The organism is Nocardia sp. NPDC049737, assembly GCF_040674755.1.
Classification (GTDB): domain Bacteria; phylum Actinomycetota; class Actinomycetes; order Mycobacteriales; family Mycobacteriaceae; genus Nocardia.
In genome coordinates, this window is the sequence record NZ_JBFANH010000030.1 from 71,732 (window position 1) to 92,918 (window position 21,187).

The following is a 21,187-nucleotide window of genomic DNA, read 5'->3' on the forward strand; positions in this document are numbered from 1 at the left end:
GGAGTAAGTTCGTCCAAATTCTCGCAACTGTACCCGGCTCGCTGATCTTTTCGAGCGACCTGGCAAGCAATCGCTAGCGGCGAGCGTAGCTGAGATGGCAGTCACAAGTTGCGGCCGGATTCCGCCGTTATGTCGGATTCGCGACCAACACCAAGGTTCGAATCCTGGTCGGTGCGGCGCAATACCTTCCCATAGTGACGTGCGTCATGCCCGACTATGTTCCCGGTGAGTGGTAAGCCGTAGGGTCGGCGGTGTGAACGACTGTGTCTTCTGCCGCATCGCGGCGGGACAGGCCCCGGCGACCAAGGTCTACGAGGACGACACGCTGTGCGCGTTCCTGGACATTCGCCCGATCGCGCGCGGCCACACCTTGGTCATCCCGAAGCGACACGCATCCGAGTTGACGGATCTGGACGCCGACTTGGGCGCGCACCTCTTCCGCGCCGGACACCGGCTGGCGCTGGCGATCAGGCGTAGCGAACTGGCCGCGGACGGTGCGAATCTCGTCCTCAATGACGGCACCGCGGCCTTCCAGACCGTCCCACACGTCCACCTGCACGTGGTACCGCGTCGGCACGGCGACAAACTGAGTTTCGCCGCCGGACTGCTGCTGCGGCGCCCGCACGATCCCGAGTCCACCGCGGCCGCCATCCGCGCCGGAATATCGGCATTGGCACACGACGACAAGACCAGCGCCGAGGAGCAAGAATGACCGACCCGACCCAGGACCGGACGCAGCTGACCGGCCTGCTGTCCGAGCAATGGGAGACGATCGCGACCCTGGTCGCCGATCTCGACGAAGAGCGTTGGCGCACACCGTCTCCGCTGCCGGGCTGGTCGCTGTTCGATGTGGTGGCACACCTCGTCGGGACCGAATCCTGGCTGCTCGGCGAGCGCCCGCCCGCGCACGATCCGATCCGGCCCAAAACCGATGTGACCACACTGCCGCATGTGCGCAACGAATCCGGTGTGCTCAACGAGATCTGGGTCGACCGGCTGCGGCCACTGTCGGGTAAGCGACTGCTCGAGCTGTACCGCGACGTCACCGACCGCAGGCGCGAGGCGCTCGCGTCTTTCGGTGATACGGAATGGCAGGCCGAAACCGTTTCGCCGATCGGCAAGGTCAGCTACGGACGGTTCATGCGGGTGCGGCTGTTCGACTGCTGGATGCACGAACTCGATATCGCCGATGGGCTCGGCATTTCCGTCGACGAGGGCGGGCCGCGCGCCGAGCGGGCCTTCGGCGAACTCACCGCCACAATCGGGCGGGCGGTGGCGAAGGGTGCGCAGGCGCCGGACGGATCACGCATCACCTTCGAGCTCACCGGCCCGTTGCCACAGACGCTGCACGTCGCGGTGGACGGCCGCGCCAATATCGTCGAGGAACTGGACGCGCCCGCCACCGTGGTGGTTCGAATGGGTTCCGGCCTGTTCGCCCGGCTGCGCGGCGGCCGCACCACCGCGGATGCGCATGAAGGCGAATTCACCATCTCCGGCGATGCGGAACTCGGCAACCGACTGGTGCACAGCCTGGCCTTCACCATCTGAGCAGCGGTGCGACTTTTCCTGTCCAGCTACCGATTCGGCGCACACTACGACCGGCTCGCCGCGCTCGTCGGCGAGCCGGGCCGAGTCGCGGTGATTCCCAATGCATGTGACGCCTGGCCCGCGGCCTGGGCTGGTGCGGTCACCAGTGACGTGACCCCGCTGCGCAAGCTCGGCTACTCCCCCGACGTGCTAGATCTGCGCGAATTCGTCGGTCGCGCAACCGAATTGGAAGCCACCCTGGCCGAATATCCGCTGGTGTGGGTGCGCGGCGGCAATACCTTCGTCCTGCGCGCCCAATTCGCCCGCAGCGGAGCCGATTTCGTACTGCCGAAGTTACTGGCCGCCGACGCCCTGGTGTACGCCGGGTACAGCGCGGGGGCCTGTCTGCTGACTCCGGATCTGCGCGGTCTGGAATCCACCGATGACCCAGCCGAGGTCGAACCGGCATGCGGCATCGAACCGCTTTGGGACGGACTGGGTTTGGTCGACCACCGCATCGTGCCGCATCTGGATTCCGCGACCGATCCGGATGGTGAGTCCGCGCTACTCGCCGCTCGGTACCGGGCCGAGGGCCTCGCGCACTGGGCGCTCACCGACGACGATGTCGTCGTGGTCGACGGCGACGATATCGAGATCCTGCGCTAGGCCGCGGAACACGATCCAGCGCATCGCGCTGTACATGTAGACCGCTTCGCATGCCCCCGCCAGCAGCCGCGACAGGTGGTATTCCGAACCCAGTGCGGTCAGTCCGCTACCGACGCCGAGTATGAAGGCGAGGTAGTTGATCACGACAACCACCACATACAGCACGGCCTGCCTGCCGACCGGTGCATGCGAGTGGAAGTTGAAGGTGCGATTCAGCACGAAGCTGAGCCCGAACGCGCAGATATAGGCGACGGTGACCGACAGCCAAACGGGCAGCCCCAGCCCGCCGTGCAGCACCGTGAGCAGTGCCAAATCGACACCGAAGGTGCAGCCGTTGATCAGCGCGAAGCCGAGAAACGTCGGGGCGACAAGGCGATTCAGCCCCAACGGCAACCTCGCGACGACGGCCTCGCACCAGCGGGAGAAGCCCGCCACCAGGGACTCGGTGCTCGTCACGCCGCCAGCATGCCAGCGGCAGGTGTCCACCAGGTGATCGTTCCGGAAACAAGATCGGCTGGAACCCGACTCGATCAGCCGATCCGGGTGAGCGTTGAACGGCGGTCCAGGACCGACCAGGCGACGAGGCAGCGGTGGCGGGTGACGTCGTCGACATCGTCGAGGAGAGCGTCGAGCAGGAGGCGGGGGTTACGGTGCCACTGATCGGACAGGGTGGTGATGGCTGTTTTGCCGAACATGCCCGAACGATCCAGCGCCGTGATCCATTCGGCGATATCCCCCGCGTGGATGCGGCGCAAAGAATCCGGATCGATGCCCCCGTCGACGACTTCGTAGGAGAACACGGCAGCGACCAAATCACGGTAATCCGGCGACTCGACCTGCATGAAACCTCCTCGGCACGCCTGCGCACCTACTGGAATCGGACAGCGCCCCGAATGGGCGCCTCGCCCGGAATTCTTATCGGCCGACGGGCCCGGCACCACTGGACCGGCCCACATCCCGCCGGGCTCGGTGTTGTAGCAAACCTCCAGGGAGAACCGGACGCGCGGCTGTTACAGTCGGGCACGCACCGTGGGCCGCACCCGCCGTATAGCGTGAGCTGTGTGGACCTGCATGACCTGATCTCCCGCCTGCCCGATGGTGCGGTACTCACCGATTCCGACCTGTTGGCGGGTTATCGGCAGGACTGGGCGCGCGATCCGAACGCCGGCACACCGCTGGCCGTCGTCCGCGCTACCGGCACCGATGATGTCGCGGCGACGTTGCGGTGGGCGCACGAACACAAGGTCGCGGTGGTGCCGCGCGGGGCCGGATCCGGACTGTCCGGCGGGTCGACTGCCGTCGACGGCGGCATCGTGCTCAGCACCGAACGCATGCGCGCGATCACCGTCGACCCGGTCACCCGCACCGCAGTGGTTCAGCCCGGCTTGCTCAATGCGGAGGTCAAACGCGCGGTCGCCGAGCACGGCCTGTGGTACCCGCCGGACCCGTCCTCCTTCGAAATATGCTCGATCGGCGGCAACGCGGCCACCAACGCAGGCGGGCTGTGCTGCGTGAAATATGGCGTGACCACCGATTATGTACTCGGCATGGAGGTCGTACTCGCCGACGGTACGGTAGTGCGGCTCGGCGGGCCACGGTTGAAGGACTCGGCGGGCCTGTCGCTGACCAAGATGTTCGTCGGCAGCGAGGGCACGCTCGGGGTGATCACCGAACTCACCCTGCGGCTGCTGCCCGCCCAACCGCCGCAATCCACCGTGGTCGCGACCTTCGCGACGCTGACCGCCACCACCGAGGCCATCCTCGGCATCACCGGCACCCTGCGGCCCGCCATGCTCGAGTTCATGGATGCCGTCGCGATCAATGCGGTAGAGGACGAGATGCGGATGGGTCTGGATCGCGAGGCCGCCGCGCTGCTGGTCGCCCGTTCGGACGCGCCTGGCGAATTCGCCAGGCACGAAGCCGAAGTCATGGTCGGCATCTGCGAAAAAGCCGGTGCCATCGAGGTTTTCCACACCGAGGATCCCGAGGAAGGCGAAGCCTTTACTGCCGCACGGCGTTTCGCCATTCCGGCGGTGGAGAAGATCGGACCGCTGCTGCTCGAGGATGTCGGTGTTCCGCTGCCGCGGCTCGCGGATCTGGTCAACGGTATCGCCGCCATCGGGGCGCGCAATGACGTGCTGGTCTCGGTGATCGCGCACGCCGGGGACGGCAATACCCACCCGCTCATCGTGCACGATCCGACCGATGCGGCGATGACCGAACGCGCGCACCGCGCCTTCGGCGAGATCATGGACCTGGCCATCGAGCTCGGCGGCACCATTACCGGCGAACACGGGGTGGGCCGGTTGAAGAAGGCGTGGCTGCCCGATCAACTCGGCCCGGATGTGATGACGCTCACTCGCCGGATCAAGGATGCGCTCGACCCGCATGGCATTCTCAACCCAGGCGCGATTCTGTAGACGGAACATTCCCAGCCGCTGAGGAGTTTGACCCGATCATGACCACCAGGCTCGAGCACAATGTCGCCGATACCCGATTCGAGATCTATCTCGACGACACCCTCGCCGGGTACGCCGACTACGCCGAACGCGAAGATGCTGATCTCACTCGCCCCGTCGGCTCCGCCGACAACCATCCCCCTAAAGTTCGCGACTTCCACCACACCATGACTTTCCCGGAGTTCCGCGGCCGCGGCGTGGCCGCCCAGGTGGTCGAGTACGCGCTGCAGGATTCGCGCGCCCAGGGCTTCGCCGTCATCCCGACCTGCTGGTACGTCGAGCAGTACATCGCGGAGCACCGCGAATACGCCGATCTGGTCGCTTAACGCAGGTAGTCCGCGAGGATCGGGACCGGTCACCGCCAGGCGTCCGGGCTGGTGAGTTTGTTGTGTGTAGGGTTATCCGGGGGCACAGAAAGACCGGGTGTTCCCACCGCTCGGCGCAGCGGCCTGAACACCCGGTCGGTATGCGTTGTCAGCCCCGCAGCAGTGCGCGCGACATGACGACGCGCTGGATCTGGTTGGTGCCCTCGTAGATCTGAGTGATCTTGGCGTCACGCATCATTCGCTCCACCGGGAAGTCGGTGGTGTAGCCCGCGCCGCCGAAGAGCTGCACGGCGTTGGTGGTGACCTCCATGGCCACATCGGAGGCGAAGCACTTGGCGGCAGCGGAGATGAAGCCGAGATTCTTCTCGCCGCGCTCGGCGCGGGCGGCGGAGGTGTAGACCATGAGGCGGGCGGCCTCGATCTTCATCGCCATATCGGCGAGCATGAACTGGGTGTTCTGGAAGTCGGCGATCGCGGTGCGGAACTGCTTGCGGTCCTTGGTGTAAGCGATCGCAGCGTCCAGGGCGCCCTGCGCGATGCCGACGGCCTGCGCGCCGATGGTCGGGCGGGTGTGGTCGAGGGTCTGCAGCGCGGTCTTGAAGCCGCTGCCCGGCTCGCCGACGATGCGGTCACCCGGCACCCGGCAGTTCTCGAAATACAGTTCGGCGGTCGGCGACCCCTTGATGCCGAGCTTGTGCTCGAGCGGGCCGACCACGAAGCCCTCGTCATCCTTGTGCACCAGGAATGCGGAGATGCCGTTGGCGCCCTTCTCCGCATCGGTCACCGCCATGACGGTGTACCAGGAAGACTTGCCGCCGTTGGTGATCCAGCACTTGGAGCCGTTGATGACCCAGTCGTCGCCGTCCTGTTTGGCGCGGGTGCGCATGCTGGCGGCGTCGGAGCCCGCCTCACGCTCGGACAGCGCGTAGGAGGCCATCTCGCCGTTGACGATATCCGACAGCACCTTCTGCTTGAGCTCCTCGGAGCCGTTGAGGATCAGGCCCATGGTGCCGAGCTTGTTGACCGCGGGAATCAGCGAGGACGAACCGCACACGCGAGCGACCTCTTCGATCACGATGCAGGTGGCGACCGAATCCGCGCCCTGGCCGCCGTAGGCCTCGGGCACGTGCACCGCGTTGAAGCCCGCGGCGTTCAGCGCGGTGAGCGCCTCTTCCGGGAAGCGGGCGTTGCCGTCGACGTCCTTGGCATACGGAGCGATTTCCTTCTCCGCCAGTCCGCGGATGGCCGCACGCAGTTCGTCGTGGAAGTCCTCGAGCTGGAACAGATTGAAATCGGGGTTCCCTGCCATGGGACACACTCCTGGGTTTGTCGGTCGTGATTTTGCTGGATGGGAGCTCCAGCGATCGGCACTCAGTGCCACACTCCGTTTGAGTATACGCCCGAGGATGTACGCCAAGTGCGGTTAAAGTGTGGCACTGAGTGTCAGATACTGCATACAATGACTTCCGTCACAGACTACCGAGCTGCCGGGTCACCAAATCGGCGACCTGCCTCGGCGGCATATCCCTCGGGAACACCGCGACCACCATTTCCGCCGCACCCGACCCGCGCCCGCGCGGAATCGCCGCCAACTCCTCGCGCAGATCCGCCGCGCCCGCATCCGATTCGCCGCGCACCATGCGGCGCAACAGGTAGTTGTGGGTGGCCGTCACCGCGGCGGTGAACTGCACCCGCGCCAGATCCGGCACCTCCGGCAGCCGCTCACGCAGATAGTCGGTGAACAACCGCTCATACCGGAATACGGTCACGATCTCGCGCTCCCGCAGTGCGGGCACCTTCCGAACCACCCGATACCGCCGCTCGGCGATCTCGCGCCACTGGGTGAACCGCTCGAACACCTGCACCACCGCGGCGCACACCGCCTCCCACGGATCCCCCTGCGCCGCCGCCAAGGACTGCGCCGCCCGCGCCAACTGCGACTCGTGATCGGCGAAGATCACATCCTCCTTCGACCGGAACTGCCGAAAGAACGTCCGCCGCGAGATCCCCGCCGCCTCCGCGATCTCATCCACGGTCGTCGCCTCATACCCCTGCTCGGTGAACAACCGCAGCGCCTGATCCACAACGGTCAGCCGAAATCTGGCCGCATCATCCCCACTACGCCCCCGAACGGTTTCCTCAATCGCCACCGCATCACCGTACTGAGCCCCGCCGATACGGGATCCGCATGGCGGCAATTTGATCCCCGCCGCGCGCGGCGTGGCCGAGTCGGTTGGTCAGCCGAGGAGTTTGCTGCGCAGCGCGTCGTCCTTCTCCAACACCATGGCTTCCAGACCAGCCTGGAACTGCTCCATCCTGGCGCGCAGGACCGGATCGGCGGTGGCGAGGATGCGGGCGGCGAGCAGGCCGGCATTGCGGGCGCCGCCGATGGAGACGGTGGCCACCGGGACGCCGGCGGGCATCTGCACGATGGACAGCAGCGAGTCCATGCCGTCGAGATATTTGAGCGGAACGGGGACGCCGATGACCGGGAGCGAGGTAGCGGAGGCGACCATGCCGGGCAGGTGGGCGGCACCGCCCGCCCCCGCGATGATGATCTTCAGACCGCGCCCCGCGGCCTCGCGGGCGTAGTCGAGCATGCGCTGGGGCGTGCGGTGCGCCGAGACGACGCCGACCTCGAAGCGAATATCGAACTCCGCCAAGGCGATTGCGGCGGCCTCCATAGTCGGCCAGTCGGAGTCGCTACCCATGATCAGGCCAACTTGCGCATTACTCACCGTGGGGATCCCATCCGTCGGTCCAAATCGCGTGCGACATCCAGTACGCCGCGCGCTCGGCCTGCTCGCGCACCACAGCGACATCGTCGCCGAGCACATTGATATGCCCGATCTTGCGATCCGGGCGTTCACCCTTGCCGTACAGGTGTACCTTCGCCTGCGGCAATCTGGCGAAGAGGTGGTGCAGCCGCTCGTCCATCGACATGGTCGGCGCCTCGGCCGCGCCGAGAATATTCGCCATCACCGTAACCGGCGCCAGCGGACTGGTGTCACCGAGCGGATAGTCGAGCACCGCGCGCAAATGCTGTTCGAACTGACCGGTGCACGCGCCGTCCATGCCCCAGTGACCGGAGTTGTGCGGCCGCATGGCCAGTTCGTTGATCAGGATGGCGCCGTCGTTGGTTTCGAAGAGTTCGACGGCCATCACACCGACCACACCGAGTTCCTTGGCGAGGTTCAGCGCGAGCGTCTCGGCCTGCGCGCCCAATTCGTCATTCAAGTCCGGTGCGGGCGCGATCACCACGGCGCACTGACCGTTGCGCTGGACCGTCTCCACCACCGGCCAGGTCGCGGCCTGACCGAACGGCGAACGCGCCACCATCGCCGACAGTTCGCGCTTCAGATCCACCTTGGCCTCAGCGAGCAGCCGCACACCGTGCGCGAGTTGATCGGCCACGATGGTCTCGGCCTCGGCCGCCGACCCCGGCATCCAGACACCGCGCCCGTCGTAACCGCCGCGCACCGCCTTCAGCACGATCCGCCAGTCGTGTTCGTCACCGAATCGCACCGCATCGGCCACCGAGGTGACGGGCACGAAGGCGGGCACCGGCAACCCGAGCTCGGACAGCTTGGTCCGCATGGCCAACTTGTCCTGCGCGAAGACCAGCGCGTGCGGCGGCGGCTGCACATTCACGCCCTCGGCGACCAGCGCCTCCAGATGTTCGGTCGGCACATGCTCATGGTCGAAGGTGAGCGCGTGCGAGCCGACGGCGGCCTTGCGCAGCGCGGTCAGATCGGTGTGGCTGCCCAGTACGACCTCGGGGCTCACCTGGGCGGCCGGGTCATCCGGATTCTCGGCCAGCACCCGCAGCCGCTGACCGAGCGCGATGGCGGCCTGGTGCGTCATGCGTGCGAGCTGGCCACCACCGATCATGGTGACGGTGGGCATGGCGGCAGGATCGAATGAACGGCGGGTGGTCACGTCGTGCAATCTTGTCATGTCCGGGCGCCATGATCCCTACCGGTACACTCGGGCCTTGTGTCTTTCGTCGACGACGTGGTCAACGTCCTCCCCAAGCCCCTGCGGGAGATCGCATACCGCCACCACGAACTGATCAAATTCGCCATCGTCGGCGCGACCACCTTCATCATCGACTCGGGCATCTTCTATGTGCTCAAGTGGACCGTGCTGGAGACCAAACCGGTCACCGCGAAGATCATCTCCGGCGTCATCGCGGTCATCTGCTCCTACATCCTCAACCGCGAGTGGTCGTTCAAGAACCGCGGCGGGCGTGAGAAGCACCATGAGGCGCTGCTGTTCTTCGGCGTCAGCGGCGTCGGCGTCGTGCTGAGCTTCATCCCGCTGTGGATCTCCAGCTACGTCTTCGACCTACGCCAACCCGATGTGAGCTTCACCGTCGAGAACATCGCGGACTTCTTCAGCGCCTTCATAATCGGCAACCTGCTGCAGATGGCATTCCGCTTCTGGTCGATGCGACGCTGGGTGTTCCCGGACGAAATCAGCGAGCTCGTCGAGGAAATCGAGGAGCTGCTCGAGGAAGAGCAGCTCGGCCGCAGTTAGCGCGGTTCAGGCGCCGGCGCGCCGTTGGGCGTGCGTTGCGACGCACTGGATCCGAGGAACATCGCGAACAGCGCGGGACGGCGGCGCTGCAATTCCAACCGTCCACCATCGGCCTCGATGAGCGCGCGGGCCAAGGCGAGTCCGACGCCGGTGGAGCCGCCTGCGGAGAAGCCGCGGTCGAAGATGTGCGGTGCGAGTTCGTCACGGACGCCATCGCCCTCGTCGGCGACCTCGACTACCACCAAGGGCTCGCGATCGCTGACCGTGCGCACCGTGCGCACCGATACCGTGCAGGTGCCGCCACCGTGCATCAGCGCATTGTCGACCAGCACCGCGAGGGCTTCGCGCAGCCGAGAACCCGTGATCGGGGCGCGCAAGGATTCGTCGCCGATCAACCGCAGGATCCGGCCTGCCTCGGTGAACGGATGCGACCACTCCTCGACGACGCCGCGCAACTCGTCCATTACCGGCACCGGATCGCGATCGGCGGCGTCCTCGTCGCGGGAGGCTCGGACCAGATCGTCGATCGCATCGGTCAGCCGGTCGACCTGCGCCATAGCCTCCTCGGCCTCGTGCACCACGGCCGGATCGGAATGCGCCGATAACTCGTCCAGCCGCAATCGCACCGCGGTCAGGCGGCTGCGCAGCTGATGGGAAACGTCCGCGACCAGCGCATGTTCGCGCTGCAGCCGCCCGGCGATCTCGACGGTCGCCGAATCGAGCACATCGGAAACCCGGTCCAGTTCGGAAATTCCGTGCCGCCGCGGATCCGGCCGGAAGTCACCCATGGCCAGGCGGGCGGCGCGGGCCGCCACGTCACGCAGCGGGTCGGCGACCCGGCGCGCGGTGATCATCGCCACCGATACCGCCGCGCCGAGTGAGGCGAGCACCGCGAAGGCAACCACCGCGACGGCCTGGATCTGGCGCGTATGCATCGGCCCCGAAGGCACCTCCAGGCGCAACGACCCCTCGGTCCCCATCGCCAGCGATTCCACCACCGGATCGTGCACCCGGTCCGCGCCGATATCGAGCCGGGACGCATTGTCCCGCGGGGCCGGATAGATGATGGTCAGCTTGCCGTCCATGGGGATCAACGGCCGCACCGGGCGGGTGTCGAGTTCGCCGAGCACCATGCCGTCGCCGTGTTCCTGGGCGATGATCTCAGCGGCGATGCGCTCGAGCCGGTTCTCCAGATCGTTGCGGGTGATGTCCTCGACCCACAGCCACGCGGTGTAGATCAGCGGGACGCCGAGTACCACCGTGGTGATGGTCAGCACGGTGAGCATCGATCGCAGAATTCTGCGTCTCATATCAGTTGTGCCGCACCATCAATCGGTGTTCAACCGGAAGCCGACACCGCGCACGGTGACGATGCGGCGCTCGGCCATCGGGCCCTCGTCGCCGATCTTGCGGCGCAGCCAGGACATGTGCATATCCAAGGTCTTCGAACCGCGCAGCTCGGCATCGCCCCACACCTCGCGCAGGATCGTCTCGCGCGGCACCACCTGACCCGCCCGATCGATCAGCACCTTGAGCAGCTCGTATTCCTTGTTGGCCAAACCGACTTCAACGCCGTTGACCAGCACCCGCCGCGCCGCGGGCTCCAGCCGGATACCGCCGACCTCGACCGCTTCGTCACCGATTCCACTGCGCCGCAACAACGCTCGGACTCGCGCGAGCAACTCGGCCAACCGGAACGGCTTGCCGACATAGTCATCCGCGCCCGCGTCCAACCCGACAACGAAGTCCACCTCATCGGTGCGCGCGGTGAGCATCAGCACAGCCAGATCGGCGCCGCGGGCGCGCACTTGGCGGCACACCTCGAGCCCGTCCATACCGGGCAGACCGAGATCTAGGATGAGTAGATCGTGACCGCCCTCCAAGGCGCGTTCGAGCACCGCGGGCCCGAAGCGTTCCACGGTGACCGAATAGCCCTCGCGCCCGAGCGCACGCGAGAGCGGTGCGGCGATGGCCTCATCGTCTTCGGCCAGCAGTACTGCGGTCATATGCGGTGGTCCCAGCGCGGATCGTCGGCTCTGGATTCCTCGAACACCTGCCGGTAGAGCAGCGCGTGTACCTGCTGCACCTGCGGGATGTCGTCGTATTCGAGCGGTTCCTCCGAGGAAGATCCGATGATCAAGGTGCCGGTACCGAGCAACCGATCGAACAGGCCGTGCCGGAACTGCACACTGGAAATCCGGCTCATCGGGATATCGATGCCGGTGTGGGTGATCACGCCCTGCCGGATGAGCACCCTGCGGTCGGTCACGATGAAATGCGTCGACTTCCAGCTGATAATCCGTGCGACACAACGCCATCCGATGATGCCCAGCCAGACGACCAGCACCACGATCAGCAATACCGAACGGGTCGTGCCCTCGGTCCTGCGCCAGATCAGCCCCCCGGCGAATCCGGCCAGCGCGGTCGCGATGATGAGCGTCACGATCGGCCAGAACAGCATTTTCCAATGCGGATGACGATGGAGTATCAACTGCTCGTCCGGGGCGAGCACCTCCTCCGGATAACCCATGCCGGAACCCTACCGCGAGAACACGCCGGAAAGCGTGGACAGCGACACGTGCCGTGCTGCACAATCGGCACCTTGCGCCGTCGCGACCTCGAGATCCTCTCGAGAACCCTCGAGATTCCGCACAGGATCGCTCCATAGCCTCGATCCGACGGCAGCCGCTCGATCCGGCTCTCGTTCGACCAGCTCTCGTTTTGTTCTGCTCAATGCTCTGCCTGTGAAAAGACAAGTCCGGCTTGACAAGACGTCGAAAACGAACCGTGGAGGCGTGCGTGACCAAGGATCTGACCCAGCTGCAAATCCTGACCGAACTCGAACCGGTGGCCGAACAGAATCTCGAGCGCCACCTGTCGATGGCCAAGGACTGGCATCCGCACGACTACGTCCCGTGGGACGAGGGGCGCAACTTCGCCGCGATGGGCGGTCAGGACTGGGAACCGGAACAGTCCAAATTGAACGAGGTCGCCAAGGCCGCGATGATCACCAACCTGCTCACCGAGGACAATCTGCCCTCCTACCACCGACTGATCGCCGAGTACTTCTCCCAGGACGGCGCGTGGGGCACCTGGGTCGGGCGCTGGACGGCGGAGGAGAATCGACACGGCATCGTCCTGCGTGACTATCTCGTGGTGACCCGTGGCGTCGATCCGGTCGCGCTCGAACAGGCCCGCATGATCCATATGACCCGCGGCGTACCCTCACCCCAGGATTGGGGCGGATTCCTCGTCAACGTCGCGTATGTGACCTTCCAGGAGTTGGCCACCCGGGTCAGCCACCGCAACACCGGCAAGGTCTGCAACGACCCCATCGCCGACCGCATGCTGCAGCGCGTCGCCGCCGACGAGAACCTGCACATGATCTTCTACCGCAACCTCTGCGGCGCGGGCCTGGATCTTGTGCCCGACCAGGCCATAACGGCGATCACCAAAATCCTCACCAACTTCGTCATGCCCGGCTACGGCATGCCCAACTTCCGGCGCAACGGCGCACTGATGGCCAAGCACGGCATCTACGATCTGCGCCAGCACCTCGAAGAGGTGGTGGCGCCCGTGCTGAATAAGTGGAATGTCTTCGACCGCAACGACTTCGGCCCGCGCGGCGAACAGGCGCGCCAGCAACTCGGCGAATTCCTGGAGAAGTTGGAAAAGGACGTGCTCAAGTTCGAGGAACAGCGCGACCGCCTGCTCGCCCGCGAGGCGGCGCGCGGCATCATGCAACCGGTCTGAAGCTCCGAATGTCGGTGCCGCACAAAAGGCTCCCCTGAATCCGCCAGGGTGCGGTCAGTATTCGGCGCGCAGGTGGGTTACATCGGCGGCGGAGACCACGTGTTCGCCGATGCGCAGGCGGCCCGCGGTGTCGACATCGGTGGCGATGCCCTCGAGGGTCTGGCCGCCGGGTAGTTCGGCGCGGACGGGTGCGCCCAGGGTGGCGCAGCGGTCGCGGTAGACGCCGATCAGATCGGTGGTGTCCCAACCGGCGTCGCGCCACGCGGTGAAGCGGCGGGCGAATTCGGTCAGCAGCGACCGCACGAGCTCGGTGCGGTCGGTTACCTTCGCACCCGCCAGCGTGAGCGAAGTGGCATGCGGCACCGGCAGTTCCGCCTCGGTGAGATCGACGTTCAGGCCGATTCCGACGACAACGGCGGGCGCCCCACCACTGGAGGCGACTTCGGCCAGGATGCCCGCGACTTTGCGGCCATCGATGAGCACATCGTTGGGCCACTTCAGATTCGCCTCCACACCGGCGGTAGCGCGCAGTGCGTCCACCACGGCGACACCGGTGAGCAGCGGCAGCCAGCCCAGCACCGCCGGCTCGATGCCGGGCAGCCGCACCAACACCGACATCGCTATCTGTGCGCGTGGCGGGCTGACCCAGCTCCGAGCGTGCCGACCCCGGCCCTGTTCCTGGGTTTCGGCGAGCAGTACCGCGCGATCGGCGTCGGCCTCCCCGGCCCGAGCGATCAGGTCCGCATTGGTGGACCCGGTCGACTCCACCACAGCGATGTGGGAGAAGAACGACAGTTCGGGCGACTCGGCGAGACTGCGCCGCAACTGCTCTGCATCCAACGGTGGCCTGTGCACACCGGCAGGCTATCCGACGAGGTCGTACTCGCGAATCGGAACCGCGACGAACATGCCGTCGCCGGATTCCGCTTCGACCTCGGCCCACTCCTGCGGGTCCAGCACGGTCGGCTCGGTTTCCACGGTCTGCCAACTGGTCCACGAGGTCGCCGTGGCGTGCTCGGCGACTCGGCTGCTCCATTCCCACATGATTTGCTCCTCAGCTAGGTGTGCGTTGTCCTCCCATGCACCTCACTGCCCCCTTATCTCGAGCTGAAATGCGAACGTCCTCAGGGTATCTGGGCACCGCGGCGCCACTCCACCGATTTTCCGGCGCCTAGCACCGCATTCGGTTCGGGAATCGACCAGGAAGTTTGCCGCCATTCGCCTGTTGGAACATGATCTAGCTGCGGTTTTCTACTGACCGGTAAGCGACACTCGGTTACCGAGAGGCACTGGCACTGGTTACACTCCGGAGCCATGACGAGTGTCCAGCACCAGCCCGCATCGGAATCGGCGGGCGCCCCCGATATCCACACCACCGCTGGGAAGCTGGCTGATCTGCGGAATCGGCTGGAAGAGGCCAAACACCCGATGGGTGAGGCCGCGGTCGACAAGGTGCACTCCAAGGGCAAGATGACCGCCCGCGAGCGCATCCTCGCACTGCTGGACGAGGGCTCCTTCGTGGAACTGGACGCGCTGGCCCGCCACCGCAGCGTGAACTTCGGCTTGGAGAACAACCGACCGCTCGGCGACGGCGTGGTGACCGGCTACGGCACCATCGACGGCCGCGACGTCTGCATCTTCAGCCAGGACGTCACCGTCTTCGGCGGCAGCCTCGGCGAGGTCTACGGCGAGAAGATCGTCAAAGTGATGGATCTGGCGCTCAAGACCGGCCGCCCGCTGATCGGCATCAACGAGGGCGCGGGTGCGCGCATCCAGGAGGGTGTCGTCTCGCTCGGTCTCTACGGCGAGATCTTCCACCGCAATATCCAGGCCTCCGGTGTGATCCCGCAGATCTCGCTGATCATGGGCCCGGCCGCCGGTGGGCATGTCTACTCGCCCGCGCTGACCGACTTCGTCGTCATGGTCGACGGCACCAGCCAGATGTTCGTCACCGGTCCGGATGTCATCAAGACGGTCACCGGTGAGGACGTCACCATGGAGGACCTCGGCGGCGCGCACACCCACATGACGAAATCCGGCGTCGCGCACTACGTCGCCTCCGGCGAGCAGGACGCACTGGACTACGTCAAGGATCTGCTGAGCTACCTGCCGAGCAACAACCGCGCCGAGGCCCCGCGCTTCCCGGCCACCGACCCGATCAACGGCGCCATCGAGGATTCGCTCACCGACGAGGACCTCGAGCTGGACACGATCATCCCGGATTCGCCGAACCAGCCCTATGACATGCACGATGTCATCCGCCGGCTGCTCGACGACGACGAATTCCTCGAGGTGCAGGCCGAGCGCGCGATGAACATCATCGTCGGCTTCGGCCGGATCGACGGCCGCAGCGTCGGCATCGTCGCCAACCAGCCGACCCAGTTCGCGGGTTGCCTCGATATCGACGCCTCGGAGAAGGCCGCGCGCTTCGTGCGCACCTGCGACGCCTTCAATATCCCGATCATCACCCTCGTCGACGTTCCCGGCTTCCTGCCCGGCACCGGCCAGGAGTACAACGGCATCATCCGGCGCGGCGCGAAGCTGCTCTACGCCTACGGTGAGGCCACTGTGGGCAAAATCACGATCATCACTCGCAAGGCCTACGGCGGCGCCTACGACGTCATGGGTTCCAAGCACATGGGCGCCGATGTGAACCTCGCGTGGCCGAGTGCTCAGATCGCGGTGATGGGTGCCTCGGGCGCCGTCGGTTTCGTCTACCGCAAACAGCTGCAAGATGCCGCGAAGAGCGGAAACGATGTCGACGCGCTGCGCCTCGAGCTGCAGAACGAGTACGAGGACACTCTCGTGAACCCCTATGTGGCCGCCGAGCGCGGGTACGTCGACGCGGTCATTCCGCCCTCGCACACCCGCGGCCAGATCGTGTCGGCGCTGCGTCTGCTCGAGCGCAAGATGGTCTCGCTGCCGCCCAAGAAACACGGCAACATTCCACTGTGATCAAGCGATAACCTCCATGGACCGCGCACACTGGTTGCAGAGACGCAATGAGTCGATTCGAGGATGAGGGTCGCTTGGTCCATATGTCTTCGAGTCGGGCATAAGGCTCGATCGCAATAGAGAGAGGATCTGGCACTGTGACGACCGTGGCAGATGAAGATGTGTTGACCGCCGTCGAACTGGATCTCACAGTCGACCCGATCGCGGATGCGGTCGAAGCGGCCGCACCGACGGCAGCCCCGGCGCCCGCGCCGGCCGAGCAGCCGTTCATCCGAGTCATCAAGGGTGCGCCGTCCGACGAGGAACTCGCGGCGCTGGTGTCGGTGCTGTCGGCGGCCGCGAACAGCGCCCCGAGTAGCGGACCGGCCGGTCCGTCCGACTTCTGGGGTCGCCCGACCATGATGCACCGCGGCACCTCGCCGTTCTCGCCGTATTCTTTCCCACAACTGTCACACCTGCGCGACTGATCGGATGACGAGACTCGTTCTCGCCTCCGCCTCGCCCGCCCGCCGCGCGGTTTTACGCTCGGCGGGCATCGAACCCGTCGTCCAGATCTCCGATGTCGACGAGGACGCCGTCGCCGCGGCACTGCCGCCCGCCACGGCGCCCGAGGTCGTCGTGGTAGAGCTCGCGCGGGCCAAGGCGCGGTCGGTGGCCGCCACGATTCCGGATTTCGGCGCGGATTGCGTTGTGGTCGGCTGTGATTCGATGCTGCTCGTCGACGGCGAACTACAGGGCAAGCCGCATACGCCCGAGGTGGCGCGTGCCCGCTGGTCCGAAATAGCCGGACGCAGTGCGGATCTCATTACCGGCCATTGCGTCTTGCGCATGCGAGACGGCGAAATCGTCGCCGAAGCCGTCGACTGCAGTTCCACCACAGTGCATTTCGCCAAGCCCGAACCCGAGGAACTGGACGCCTATATCGCGACCGGTGAGCCCTTGCAGGTCGCCGGCGCGTTCACCCTCGACGGGATGGGCGGCTGGTTCGTCGATCGCATCGATGGCGATCCGTCGAGCGTTATCGGAATCGGTCTACCACTGCTGCGCCGACTGCTTGGCGACGTTGGGATCGGCGTTGCGCAACTGTGGAGCCACTCGCCCAGCTGAGGGCGGCGCGATGCGCGTCTCCGCCCCGGCCTCCGCGCCGATCGGCACCGGAGTCGCGTCACGCTCCGGATCCCGCCGGGCCGCCATCATCTCCAATCGGACCACGCAGAGCTCCGGCTCGACGAACGGTTGCAGCCGGACATTCACCTCCCCGCGCACGCCGTTGCGGTCGAGCACCTCTTTGATCAGGCCCAGGTGCACGCCACACACCACCTCGGAATGCGTGCGCGCGAGTTCGCGCAGCGGGCAGGCGGTGAGCCGGATCAGGACCTGCTCATCGGTTTCGGCGGCCGCATCGCGCTCCGGTGCGAAACCGAGTTCGGACATCAGCGTCATGGTGACGTCCTTGGCGTCCTCCAGCGATTCGACCGCATGGTCGCCCGCGTCGAGCTTCGCGCCCCAGGCGCGTCCGGCGGCAATGGCCGCCTCCGATCGACGCCGCGGATCGGGGCCGAGCTGGTCGGCTAGGACCTGAGCCAGTTCCTGATAGCCAACCGATCGCTGGACCGCGCTGTAGCCGATACGCGGGCGCCCACGGCCGCGCGGCGGTTGTTGGAACTGGCGCACCAGCGATTCCCTGGTAAGCACATCCAGATGGAACCGAACAGTGGTGACGTGCTGTCCGGTGATTCTGGCCAGTTCTTGGGCGTCGAGAGGTTCGCTGGCGCCACGTAGGATCGCGAGCAGTCGACGCCTCGGCCAAGAATCGGACATAGCTCACCCCTCCTCCCGGGAGACTTTATCGGATGAGGGTGCGATTTATTCGCCCATTCAGCCGATTTGTGATCTGAAACGAGTTTCACTAACGCCTCACACCTAACATCGGCGTGAGACCCGAACCGCTGTAACCACCCGTCTACCTCGTGTGAAGGACCCATATCGTGCCCGTTGCCCCGGACTCTCATCCTGCCTTCGGTTCGTACGCACATCCTCACCGACTAGTAACCACAGAGTGGCTGTCGGCAAACATCGGCACGCCGGGGCTGAAGATCATCGAGTCCAACGAGGACATCCTGCTCTATGACATCGGTCACGTTCCCGGCGCCACCAAGGTCGATTGGCGGGGCGACCTCAACGATCCGGTTACGCGTGACTATATCGACGGTGACCGATTCACCGAATTGATGCGCGCCAAGGGAATCGAGCGCGACGATACCGTGGTGGTCTACGGTGATCGCGGCAACGCGCAGGCGGCGCACACGTTGTGGGTCTTCACCCTGTTCGGGCATCCGGATGTGCGACTACTCGACGGCGGACGGGACGCGTGGATCTCCGAGGCGCGCGACACCACCTTCGACCAGCCGTATCTGCTGCGCAGCGAGTATCCGACGGTCCGGCGCGACGACGGTTCGGTGCGGGCGTTCCGCGAGGATGTGCTCGCCCACCTCGGCAAGCCGCTGATCGATGTGCGCTCCCCCGAGGAGTACTCCGGTGAGCTGATCCAGCCGCCGGCCAATCCAGAGGACGCGGCCCTGCGCGGCGGACATATTCCGACCGCGGTGAACATTCCGTGGACCGAGGCCTTCCACAGCGACGGCCGCTTCCGTTCCCGCGCCGAACTGGACGATATCTATGGCGATCTGGCGGCCGCGGACGATCTGGTCGTCTACAGCCGGGTCGGCGAACGGTCCAGCCACACCTGGTTCGTGCTGACCTATCTGCTCGGCTTCGAAAGCGTGCGCAATTACGACGGGTCCTGGACCGAATGGGGCAATTCGGTTCGCATGCCGATTGCCAAGGGGTATGAACCGGGTGACGCACGGACGGCCGGTACCCGCAAGGCGCGAGCCCGATAGCCGTGCTCCGGACGCATCACAACCGAGGGCGGTATCTGATTTGCGGCGTTCCCGCGCCCTAGGTGATTACGCAGACTGCCTCCTCCGGGCCTGACCGCAACGCCGCGGGTTGTGATGTGTGACCTACTGTGGAGTAGGGCTATCCGAGTGCGGCGGTTGTTGGCAGACTGCCTACACTCGCCCGAGACGGAAGTATGTCGACCACGGGGCGACCAAGAAGATTGCTAACAGGAGGCTCAGTGCCCAGCCATGCCAGCGCGCGGATATCGAAGGTACTCGTAGCTAACCGAGGCGAGATCGCCGTTCGCGTGATCCGGGCGGCCAAGGATGCCGGTATCGGCAGTGTCGCGGTATACGCGGAGCCGGATGCAGATGCCCCCTTCGTGAAACTCGCCGACGAGGCGTTCGCCCTCGGCGGGCAGACCTCGGCCGAGTCGTACCTCGTCTTCGACAAGATCCTCGACGCCGCGGCCAAATCCGGCGCCGACGCCATCCACCCCGGCTACGGATTCCTCTCCGAGAACGCCGATTTCGCCCAGGCTGTCATCGACGCCGGGCTGATCTGGATCGGCCCCTCCCCACAGTCCATCCGCGACCTCGGTGACAAGGTCACCGCGCGCCACATCGCCGAGCGCGCGAAGGCGCCGATGGCGGCGGGCACCAAGGATCCGGTCAAGAACGCGGCCGAGGTGGTCGAGTTCGCCAAGGAGTACGGCGTGCCCGTCGCGATCAAGGCCGCCTTCGGTGGCGGCGGTCGCGGCATGAAGGTCGCGCACTCCATCGAGGAGATCCCGGAGCTGTTCGACTCCGCCGTGCGCGAGGCCACCGCCGCATTCGGTCGTGGTGAATGCTTCGTCGAGCAGTACCTGGACAAGGCCCGCCACGTCGAGGCGCAGGTCATCGCCGACAAGCACGGCAATGTCGTGGTCGCCGGTACCCGCGACTGCTCGCTGCAGCGCCGGTTCCAGAAGCTGGTCGAGGAGGCGCCCGCGCCGTTCCTGACCGATGATCAGCGCGCGCGTATCCACGCTTCGGCCAAGGCCATCTGCAAGGAGGCCGGTTACTACGGTGCGGGCACCGTGGAGTACCTGGTGCAGGGCGACACCGTGTCGTTCCTCGAGGTGAACACCCGCCTGCAGGTCGAGCACCCGGTCACCGAGGAGACCGCCGGAATCGACCTGGTGCGCCAGCAGTTCCGCATCGCCGAGGGCCACGAGCTGGCGATCAAAGAGGATCCGACGCCGCGCGGGCACGCCTTCGAGTTCCGGATCAACGGCGAGGACGCCGGCCGCGGCTTCCTGCCCGCGCCGGGCCCGGTGTCGGTGTACCAGGAGCCCAGTGGGCCCGGTGTGCGCGTCGATTCCGGTGTGGTGCAGGGCAGTGTGATCGGCGGTCAGTTCGACTCGATGCTGGCCAAGCTGATCGTCACCGGCGAGAACCGGGAACAGGCACTGCAGCGGGCCCGGCGCGCGCTGGCCGAATTCCACGTCGAGGGGCTGGCCACGGTCATCCCGTTCCACCGTGCGATCGTCGAGGATCCGGCATTCATCGGTGACGGCGAGAAGTTCGACGTCTACACCAAGTGGATCGAGACCGAGTGGGCCAACAACGTCGAGCCGTACACCCCGGCCGGTGCCATCGCTGACGAGGACGAGGATCTGCCGCGGCAGAAGGTCGTCGTCGAGGTCGGTGGGCGTCGGGTCGAGGTGTCGCTGCCGGGCAACTTCACCGTCGGCGCCGGTGCCGCGGGTGCGGGCAGCAATGGCGCCGGGGTGATCCGCAAGAAGCCCAAGCCGCGCAAGCGCGGCGGCGCCGGTGGCGGTGCGGCCTCCGGTGATGCGGTCACCGCGCCGATGCAGGGCACCGTGGTCAAGGTCGCGGTCGAGGAGGGCCAGTCGGTCGAGGCGGGCGATCTGATCGTGGTACTCGAGGCCATGAAGATGGAGAACCCGGTCAACGCGCACAAGGCCGGTGTGGTCACCGGACTGTCCGTGGAGGCCGGCGCGGCCATCACCCAGGGCACCGTGCTGGCAGAGATCAAGTAAGTAAACAGCTGGCG

24 protein-coding genes are annotated in these 21,187 nt (G+C 66.0%); 12 read left to right on the forward strand and 12 right to left on the reverse strand.

Annotated features, from left to right (window positions below):
- Window positions 1-253 precede the first annotated feature (253 nt).
- Genes AB0J47_RS33075 through AB0J47_RS33085 form a run of 3 tightly spaced genes read left to right on the forward strand, consistent with a single transcriptional unit; the run spans window position 254 to window position 2,193 of the window.
- Complete coding sequence (locus AB0J47_RS33075; RefSeq protein ID WP_364355187.1) at window positions 254-712, forward strand: HIT family protein; 459 nt, start codon at window positions 254-256, stop codon at window positions 710-712.
- A complete protein-coding gene (locus AB0J47_RS33080) occupies window positions 709-1,548 on the forward strand; it encodes a maleylpyruvate isomerase family mycothiol-dependent enzyme (protein WP_364355190.1) in 840 nt (279 codons plus the stop codon). Before AB0J47_RS33075 ends, AB0J47_RS33080 begins: the two co-directional genes overlap by 4 nt.
- A 6-nt stretch (window positions 1,549-1,554) precedes the next feature.
- Complete coding sequence (locus AB0J47_RS33085) at window positions 1,555-2,193, forward strand: Type 1 glutamine amidotransferase-like domain-containing protein (RefSeq protein ID WP_364355193.1); 639 nt, start codon at window positions 1,555-1,557, stop codon at window positions 2,191-2,193.
- Here AB0J47_RS33085 and AB0J47_RS33090 read toward each other — a convergent pair.
- Both AB0J47_RS33090 and AB0J47_RS33095 read right to left on the reverse strand, forming a co-directional pair.
- Entirely contained in the window at window positions 2,092-2,649 is a 558-nt protein-coding gene (locus AB0J47_RS33090; RefSeq protein WP_364355196.1) for a GtrA family protein, read from the reverse strand. The genes AB0J47_RS33085 and AB0J47_RS33090 overlap by 102 nt on opposite strands.
- Before the next feature lie 74 nt (window positions 2,650-2,723).
- Window positions 2,724-3,035, reverse strand: a complete 312-nt coding sequence (locus AB0J47_RS33095) for a hypothetical protein (RefSeq protein WP_364355199.1) — start codon at window positions 3,033-3,035, stop codon at window positions 2,724-2,726.
- A 219-nt stretch (window positions 3,036-3,254) separates the two neighbouring features.
- Between AB0J47_RS33095 and AB0J47_RS33100 the strand changes: the two genes are divergently transcribed.
- Together AB0J47_RS33100 and AB0J47_RS33105 are read left to right on the forward strand one after the other, a co-directional pair.
- Window positions 3,255-4,613, forward strand: a complete 1,359-nt coding sequence (locus AB0J47_RS33100; RefSeq protein ID WP_364355202.1) for an FAD-linked oxidase C-terminal domain-containing protein — start codon at window positions 3,255-3,257, stop codon at window positions 4,611-4,613.
- 38 nt (window positions 4,614-4,651) lie between these two features.
- A complete protein-coding gene (locus AB0J47_RS33105) occupies window positions 4,652-4,978 on the forward strand; it encodes a GNAT family N-acetyltransferase (RefSeq protein WP_364355206.1) in 327 nt (108 codons plus the stop codon).
- A gap of 148 nt (window positions 4,979-5,126) precedes the next feature.
- Here AB0J47_RS33105 and AB0J47_RS33110 read toward each other — a convergent pair whose 3' ends face one another.
- From AB0J47_RS33110 to AB0J47_RS33125, 4 genes are all read right to left on the reverse strand, one after another.
- Window positions 5,127-6,287, reverse strand: a complete 1,161-nt coding sequence (locus AB0J47_RS33110; RefSeq protein WP_364355209.1) for an acyl-CoA dehydrogenase — start codon at window positions 6,285-6,287, stop codon at window positions 5,127-5,129.
- Window positions 6,288-6,447: 160 nt separating this feature from the next.
- Window positions 6,448-7,128 (reverse strand): TetR family transcriptional regulator, encoded by a 681-nt coding sequence (locus AB0J47_RS33115; RefSeq protein WP_364355212.1) that lies wholly within the window; start codon window positions 7,126-7,128, stop codon window positions 6,448-6,450.
- 87 nt (window positions 7,129-7,215) lie between these two features.
- Window positions 7,216-7,725 (reverse strand): 5-(carboxyamino)imidazole ribonucleotide mutase, encoded by a 510-nt coding sequence (gene purE / locus AB0J47_RS33120; protein WP_364355351.1) that lies wholly within the window; start codon window positions 7,723-7,725, stop codon window positions 7,216-7,218.
- The gene (locus tag AB0J47_RS33125) at window positions 7,709-8,884 is read right to left on the reverse strand and encodes a 5-(carboxyamino)imidazole ribonucleotide synthase (RefSeq protein ID WP_364355353.1); all 1,176 of its coding nucleotides are present in this window, start codon (window positions 8,882-8,884) and stop codon (window positions 7,709-7,711) included. Before AB0J47_RS33125 ends, purE begins: the two co-directional genes overlap by 17 nt.
- Before the next feature lie 90 nt (window positions 8,885-8,974).
- Between AB0J47_RS33125 and AB0J47_RS33130 the strand changes: the two genes are divergently transcribed.
- Complete coding sequence (locus AB0J47_RS33130; protein ID WP_364355215.1) at window positions 8,975-9,517, forward strand: GtrA family protein; 543 nt, start codon at window positions 8,975-8,977, stop codon at window positions 9,515-9,517.
- Here AB0J47_RS33130 and AB0J47_RS33135 read toward each other — a convergent pair.
- From AB0J47_RS33135 to AB0J47_RS33145, 3 genes are read right to left on the reverse strand one after another with little or no spacing between them, the layout of a single operon-like run.
- The gene (locus tag AB0J47_RS33135; RefSeq protein WP_364355218.1) at window positions 9,514-10,827 is read right to left on the reverse strand and encodes a HAMP domain-containing sensor histidine kinase; all 1,314 of its coding nucleotides are present in this window, start codon (window positions 10,825-10,827) and stop codon (window positions 9,514-9,516) included. The genes AB0J47_RS33130 and AB0J47_RS33135 overlap by 4 nt on opposite strands.
- Before the next feature lie 18 nt (window positions 10,828-10,845).
- On the reverse strand, window positions 10,846-11,523 hold the full coding sequence (locus AB0J47_RS33140) for a response regulator transcription factor (protein ID WP_364355221.1): 678 nt from the start codon (window positions 11,521-11,523) through the stop codon (window positions 10,846-10,848).
- Window positions 11,520-12,047, reverse strand: a complete 528-nt coding sequence (locus tag AB0J47_RS33145) for a PH domain-containing protein (protein WP_364355224.1) — start codon at window positions 12,045-12,047, stop codon at window positions 11,520-11,522. Before AB0J47_RS33145 ends, AB0J47_RS33140 begins: the two co-directional genes overlap by 4 nt.
- A gap of 269 nt (window positions 12,048-12,316) precedes the next feature.
- On the opposite strand from AB0J47_RS33145, the gene AB0J47_RS33150 reads away from it, so the two are divergent.
- Entirely contained in the window at window positions 12,317-13,270 is a 954-nt protein-coding gene (locus AB0J47_RS33150; RefSeq protein WP_364355227.1) for an acyl-ACP desaturase, read from the forward strand.
- 54 nt (window positions 13,271-13,324) lie between these two features.
- Here AB0J47_RS33150 and AB0J47_RS33155 read toward each other — a convergent pair whose 3' ends face one another.
- Both AB0J47_RS33155 and AB0J47_RS33160 read right to left on the reverse strand, forming a co-directional pair.
- On the reverse strand, window positions 13,325-14,125 hold the full coding sequence (locus AB0J47_RS33155; RefSeq protein WP_364355230.1) for a biotin--[acetyl-CoA-carboxylase] ligase: 801 nt from the start codon (window positions 14,123-14,125) through the stop codon (window positions 13,325-13,327).
- Window positions 14,126-14,134: 9 nt separating this feature from the next.
- Entirely contained in the window at window positions 14,135-14,314 is a 180-nt protein-coding gene (locus AB0J47_RS33160; protein WP_364355233.1) for a hypothetical protein, read from the reverse strand.
- Window positions 14,315-14,584: 270 nt separating this feature from the next.
- On the opposite strand from AB0J47_RS33160, the gene AB0J47_RS33165 reads away from it, so the two are divergent.
- The 3 genes from AB0J47_RS33165 (at window position 14,585) to AB0J47_RS33175 (ending at window position 17,332) form a co-directional block, all read left to right on the forward strand.
- Window positions 14,585-16,225 carry an acyl-CoA carboxylase subunit beta gene (locus tag AB0J47_RS33165; RefSeq protein WP_364355236.1) on the forward strand — a complete coding sequence of 547 codons (1,641 nt, stop codon included), beginning with the start codon at window positions 14,585-14,587 and terminating at the stop codon, window positions 16,223-16,225.
- Window positions 16,226-16,371: 146 nt separating this feature from the next.
- A complete protein-coding gene (locus AB0J47_RS33170) occupies window positions 16,372-16,692 on the forward strand; it encodes an acyl-CoA carboxylase subunit epsilon (RefSeq protein ID WP_364355239.1) in 321 nt (106 codons plus the stop codon).
- Between the two features lie 4 nt (window positions 16,693-16,696).
- A complete protein-coding gene (locus AB0J47_RS33175) occupies window positions 16,697-17,332 on the forward strand; it encodes a nucleoside triphosphate pyrophosphatase (protein ID WP_364355242.1) in 636 nt (211 codons plus the stop codon).
- On the opposite strand, the gene AB0J47_RS33180 is transcribed toward AB0J47_RS33175, so the two are convergent.
- A complete protein-coding gene (locus AB0J47_RS33180; protein WP_364355245.1) occupies window positions 17,258-18,046 on the reverse strand; it encodes a transcriptional regulator in 789 nt (262 codons plus the stop codon). The two genes, AB0J47_RS33175 and AB0J47_RS33180, sit on opposite strands and share 75 nt — an antisense overlap.
- 167 nt (window positions 18,047-18,213) lie before the next feature.
- On the opposite strand from AB0J47_RS33180, the gene AB0J47_RS33185 reads away from it, so the two are divergent.
- On the forward strand, window positions 18,214-19,128 hold the full coding sequence (locus AB0J47_RS33185) for a sulfurtransferase (protein ID WP_364355248.1): 915 nt from the start codon (window positions 18,214-18,216) through the stop codon (window positions 19,126-19,128).
- Between the two features lie 239 nt (window positions 19,129-19,367).
- Entirely contained in the window at window positions 19,368-21,173 is a 1,806-nt protein-coding gene (locus AB0J47_RS33190) for an acetyl/propionyl/methylcrotonyl-CoA carboxylase subunit alpha (protein ID WP_364355251.1), read from the forward strand.
- The last annotated feature ends 14 nt before the right edge of the window (window positions 21,174-21,187 follow it).

Coding starts and splice junctions, on each gene's coding strand:
- AB0J47_RS33080 (WP_364355190.1), top strand. CDS start 709: ATGACCGACCCGACCCAGGACCGGACGCAGCTGACCGGCCTGCTGTCC.
- AB0J47_RS33095 (WP_364355199.1), bottom strand. CDS start 3,035: ATGCAGGTCGAGTCGCCGGATTACCGTGATTTGGTCGCTGCCGTGTTC.
- AB0J47_RS33105 (WP_364355206.1), top strand. CDS start 4,652: ATGACCACCAGGCTCGAGCACAATGTCGCCGATACCCGATTCGAGATC.
- AB0J47_RS33110 (WP_364355209.1), bottom strand. CDS start 6,287: ATGGCAGGGAACCCCGATTTCAATCTGTTCCAGCTCGAGGACTTCCAC.
- AB0J47_RS33125 (WP_364355353.1), bottom strand. CDS start 8,884: ATGCCCACCGTCACCATGATCGGTGGTGGCCAGCTCGCACGCATGACG.
- AB0J47_RS33135 (WP_364355218.1), bottom strand. CDS start 10,827: ATGAGACGCAGAATTCTGCGATCGATGCTCACCGTGCTGACCATCACC.
- AB0J47_RS33140 (WP_364355221.1), bottom strand. CDS start 11,523: ATGACCGCAGTACTGCTGGCCGAAGACGATGAGGCCATCGCCGCACCG.
- AB0J47_RS33145 (WP_364355224.1), bottom strand. CDS start 12,047: ATGGGTTATCCGGAGGAGGTGCTCGCCCCGGACGAGCAGTTGATACTC.
- AB0J47_RS33160 (WP_364355233.1), bottom strand. CDS start 14,314: ATGTGGGAATGGAGCAGCCGAGTCGCCGAGCACGCCACGGCGACCTCG.
- AB0J47_RS33165 (WP_364355236.1), top strand. CDS start 14,585: ATGACGAGTGTCCAGCACCAGCCCGCATCGGAATCGGCGGGCGCCCCC.
- AB0J47_RS33175 (WP_364355242.1), top strand. CDS start 16,697: ATGACGAGACTCGTTCTCGCCTCCGCCTCGCCCGCCCGCCGCGCGGTT.
- AB0J47_RS33180 (WP_364355245.1), bottom strand. CDS start 18,046: ATGTCCGATTCTTGGCCGAGGCGTCGACTGCTCGCGATCCTACGTGGC.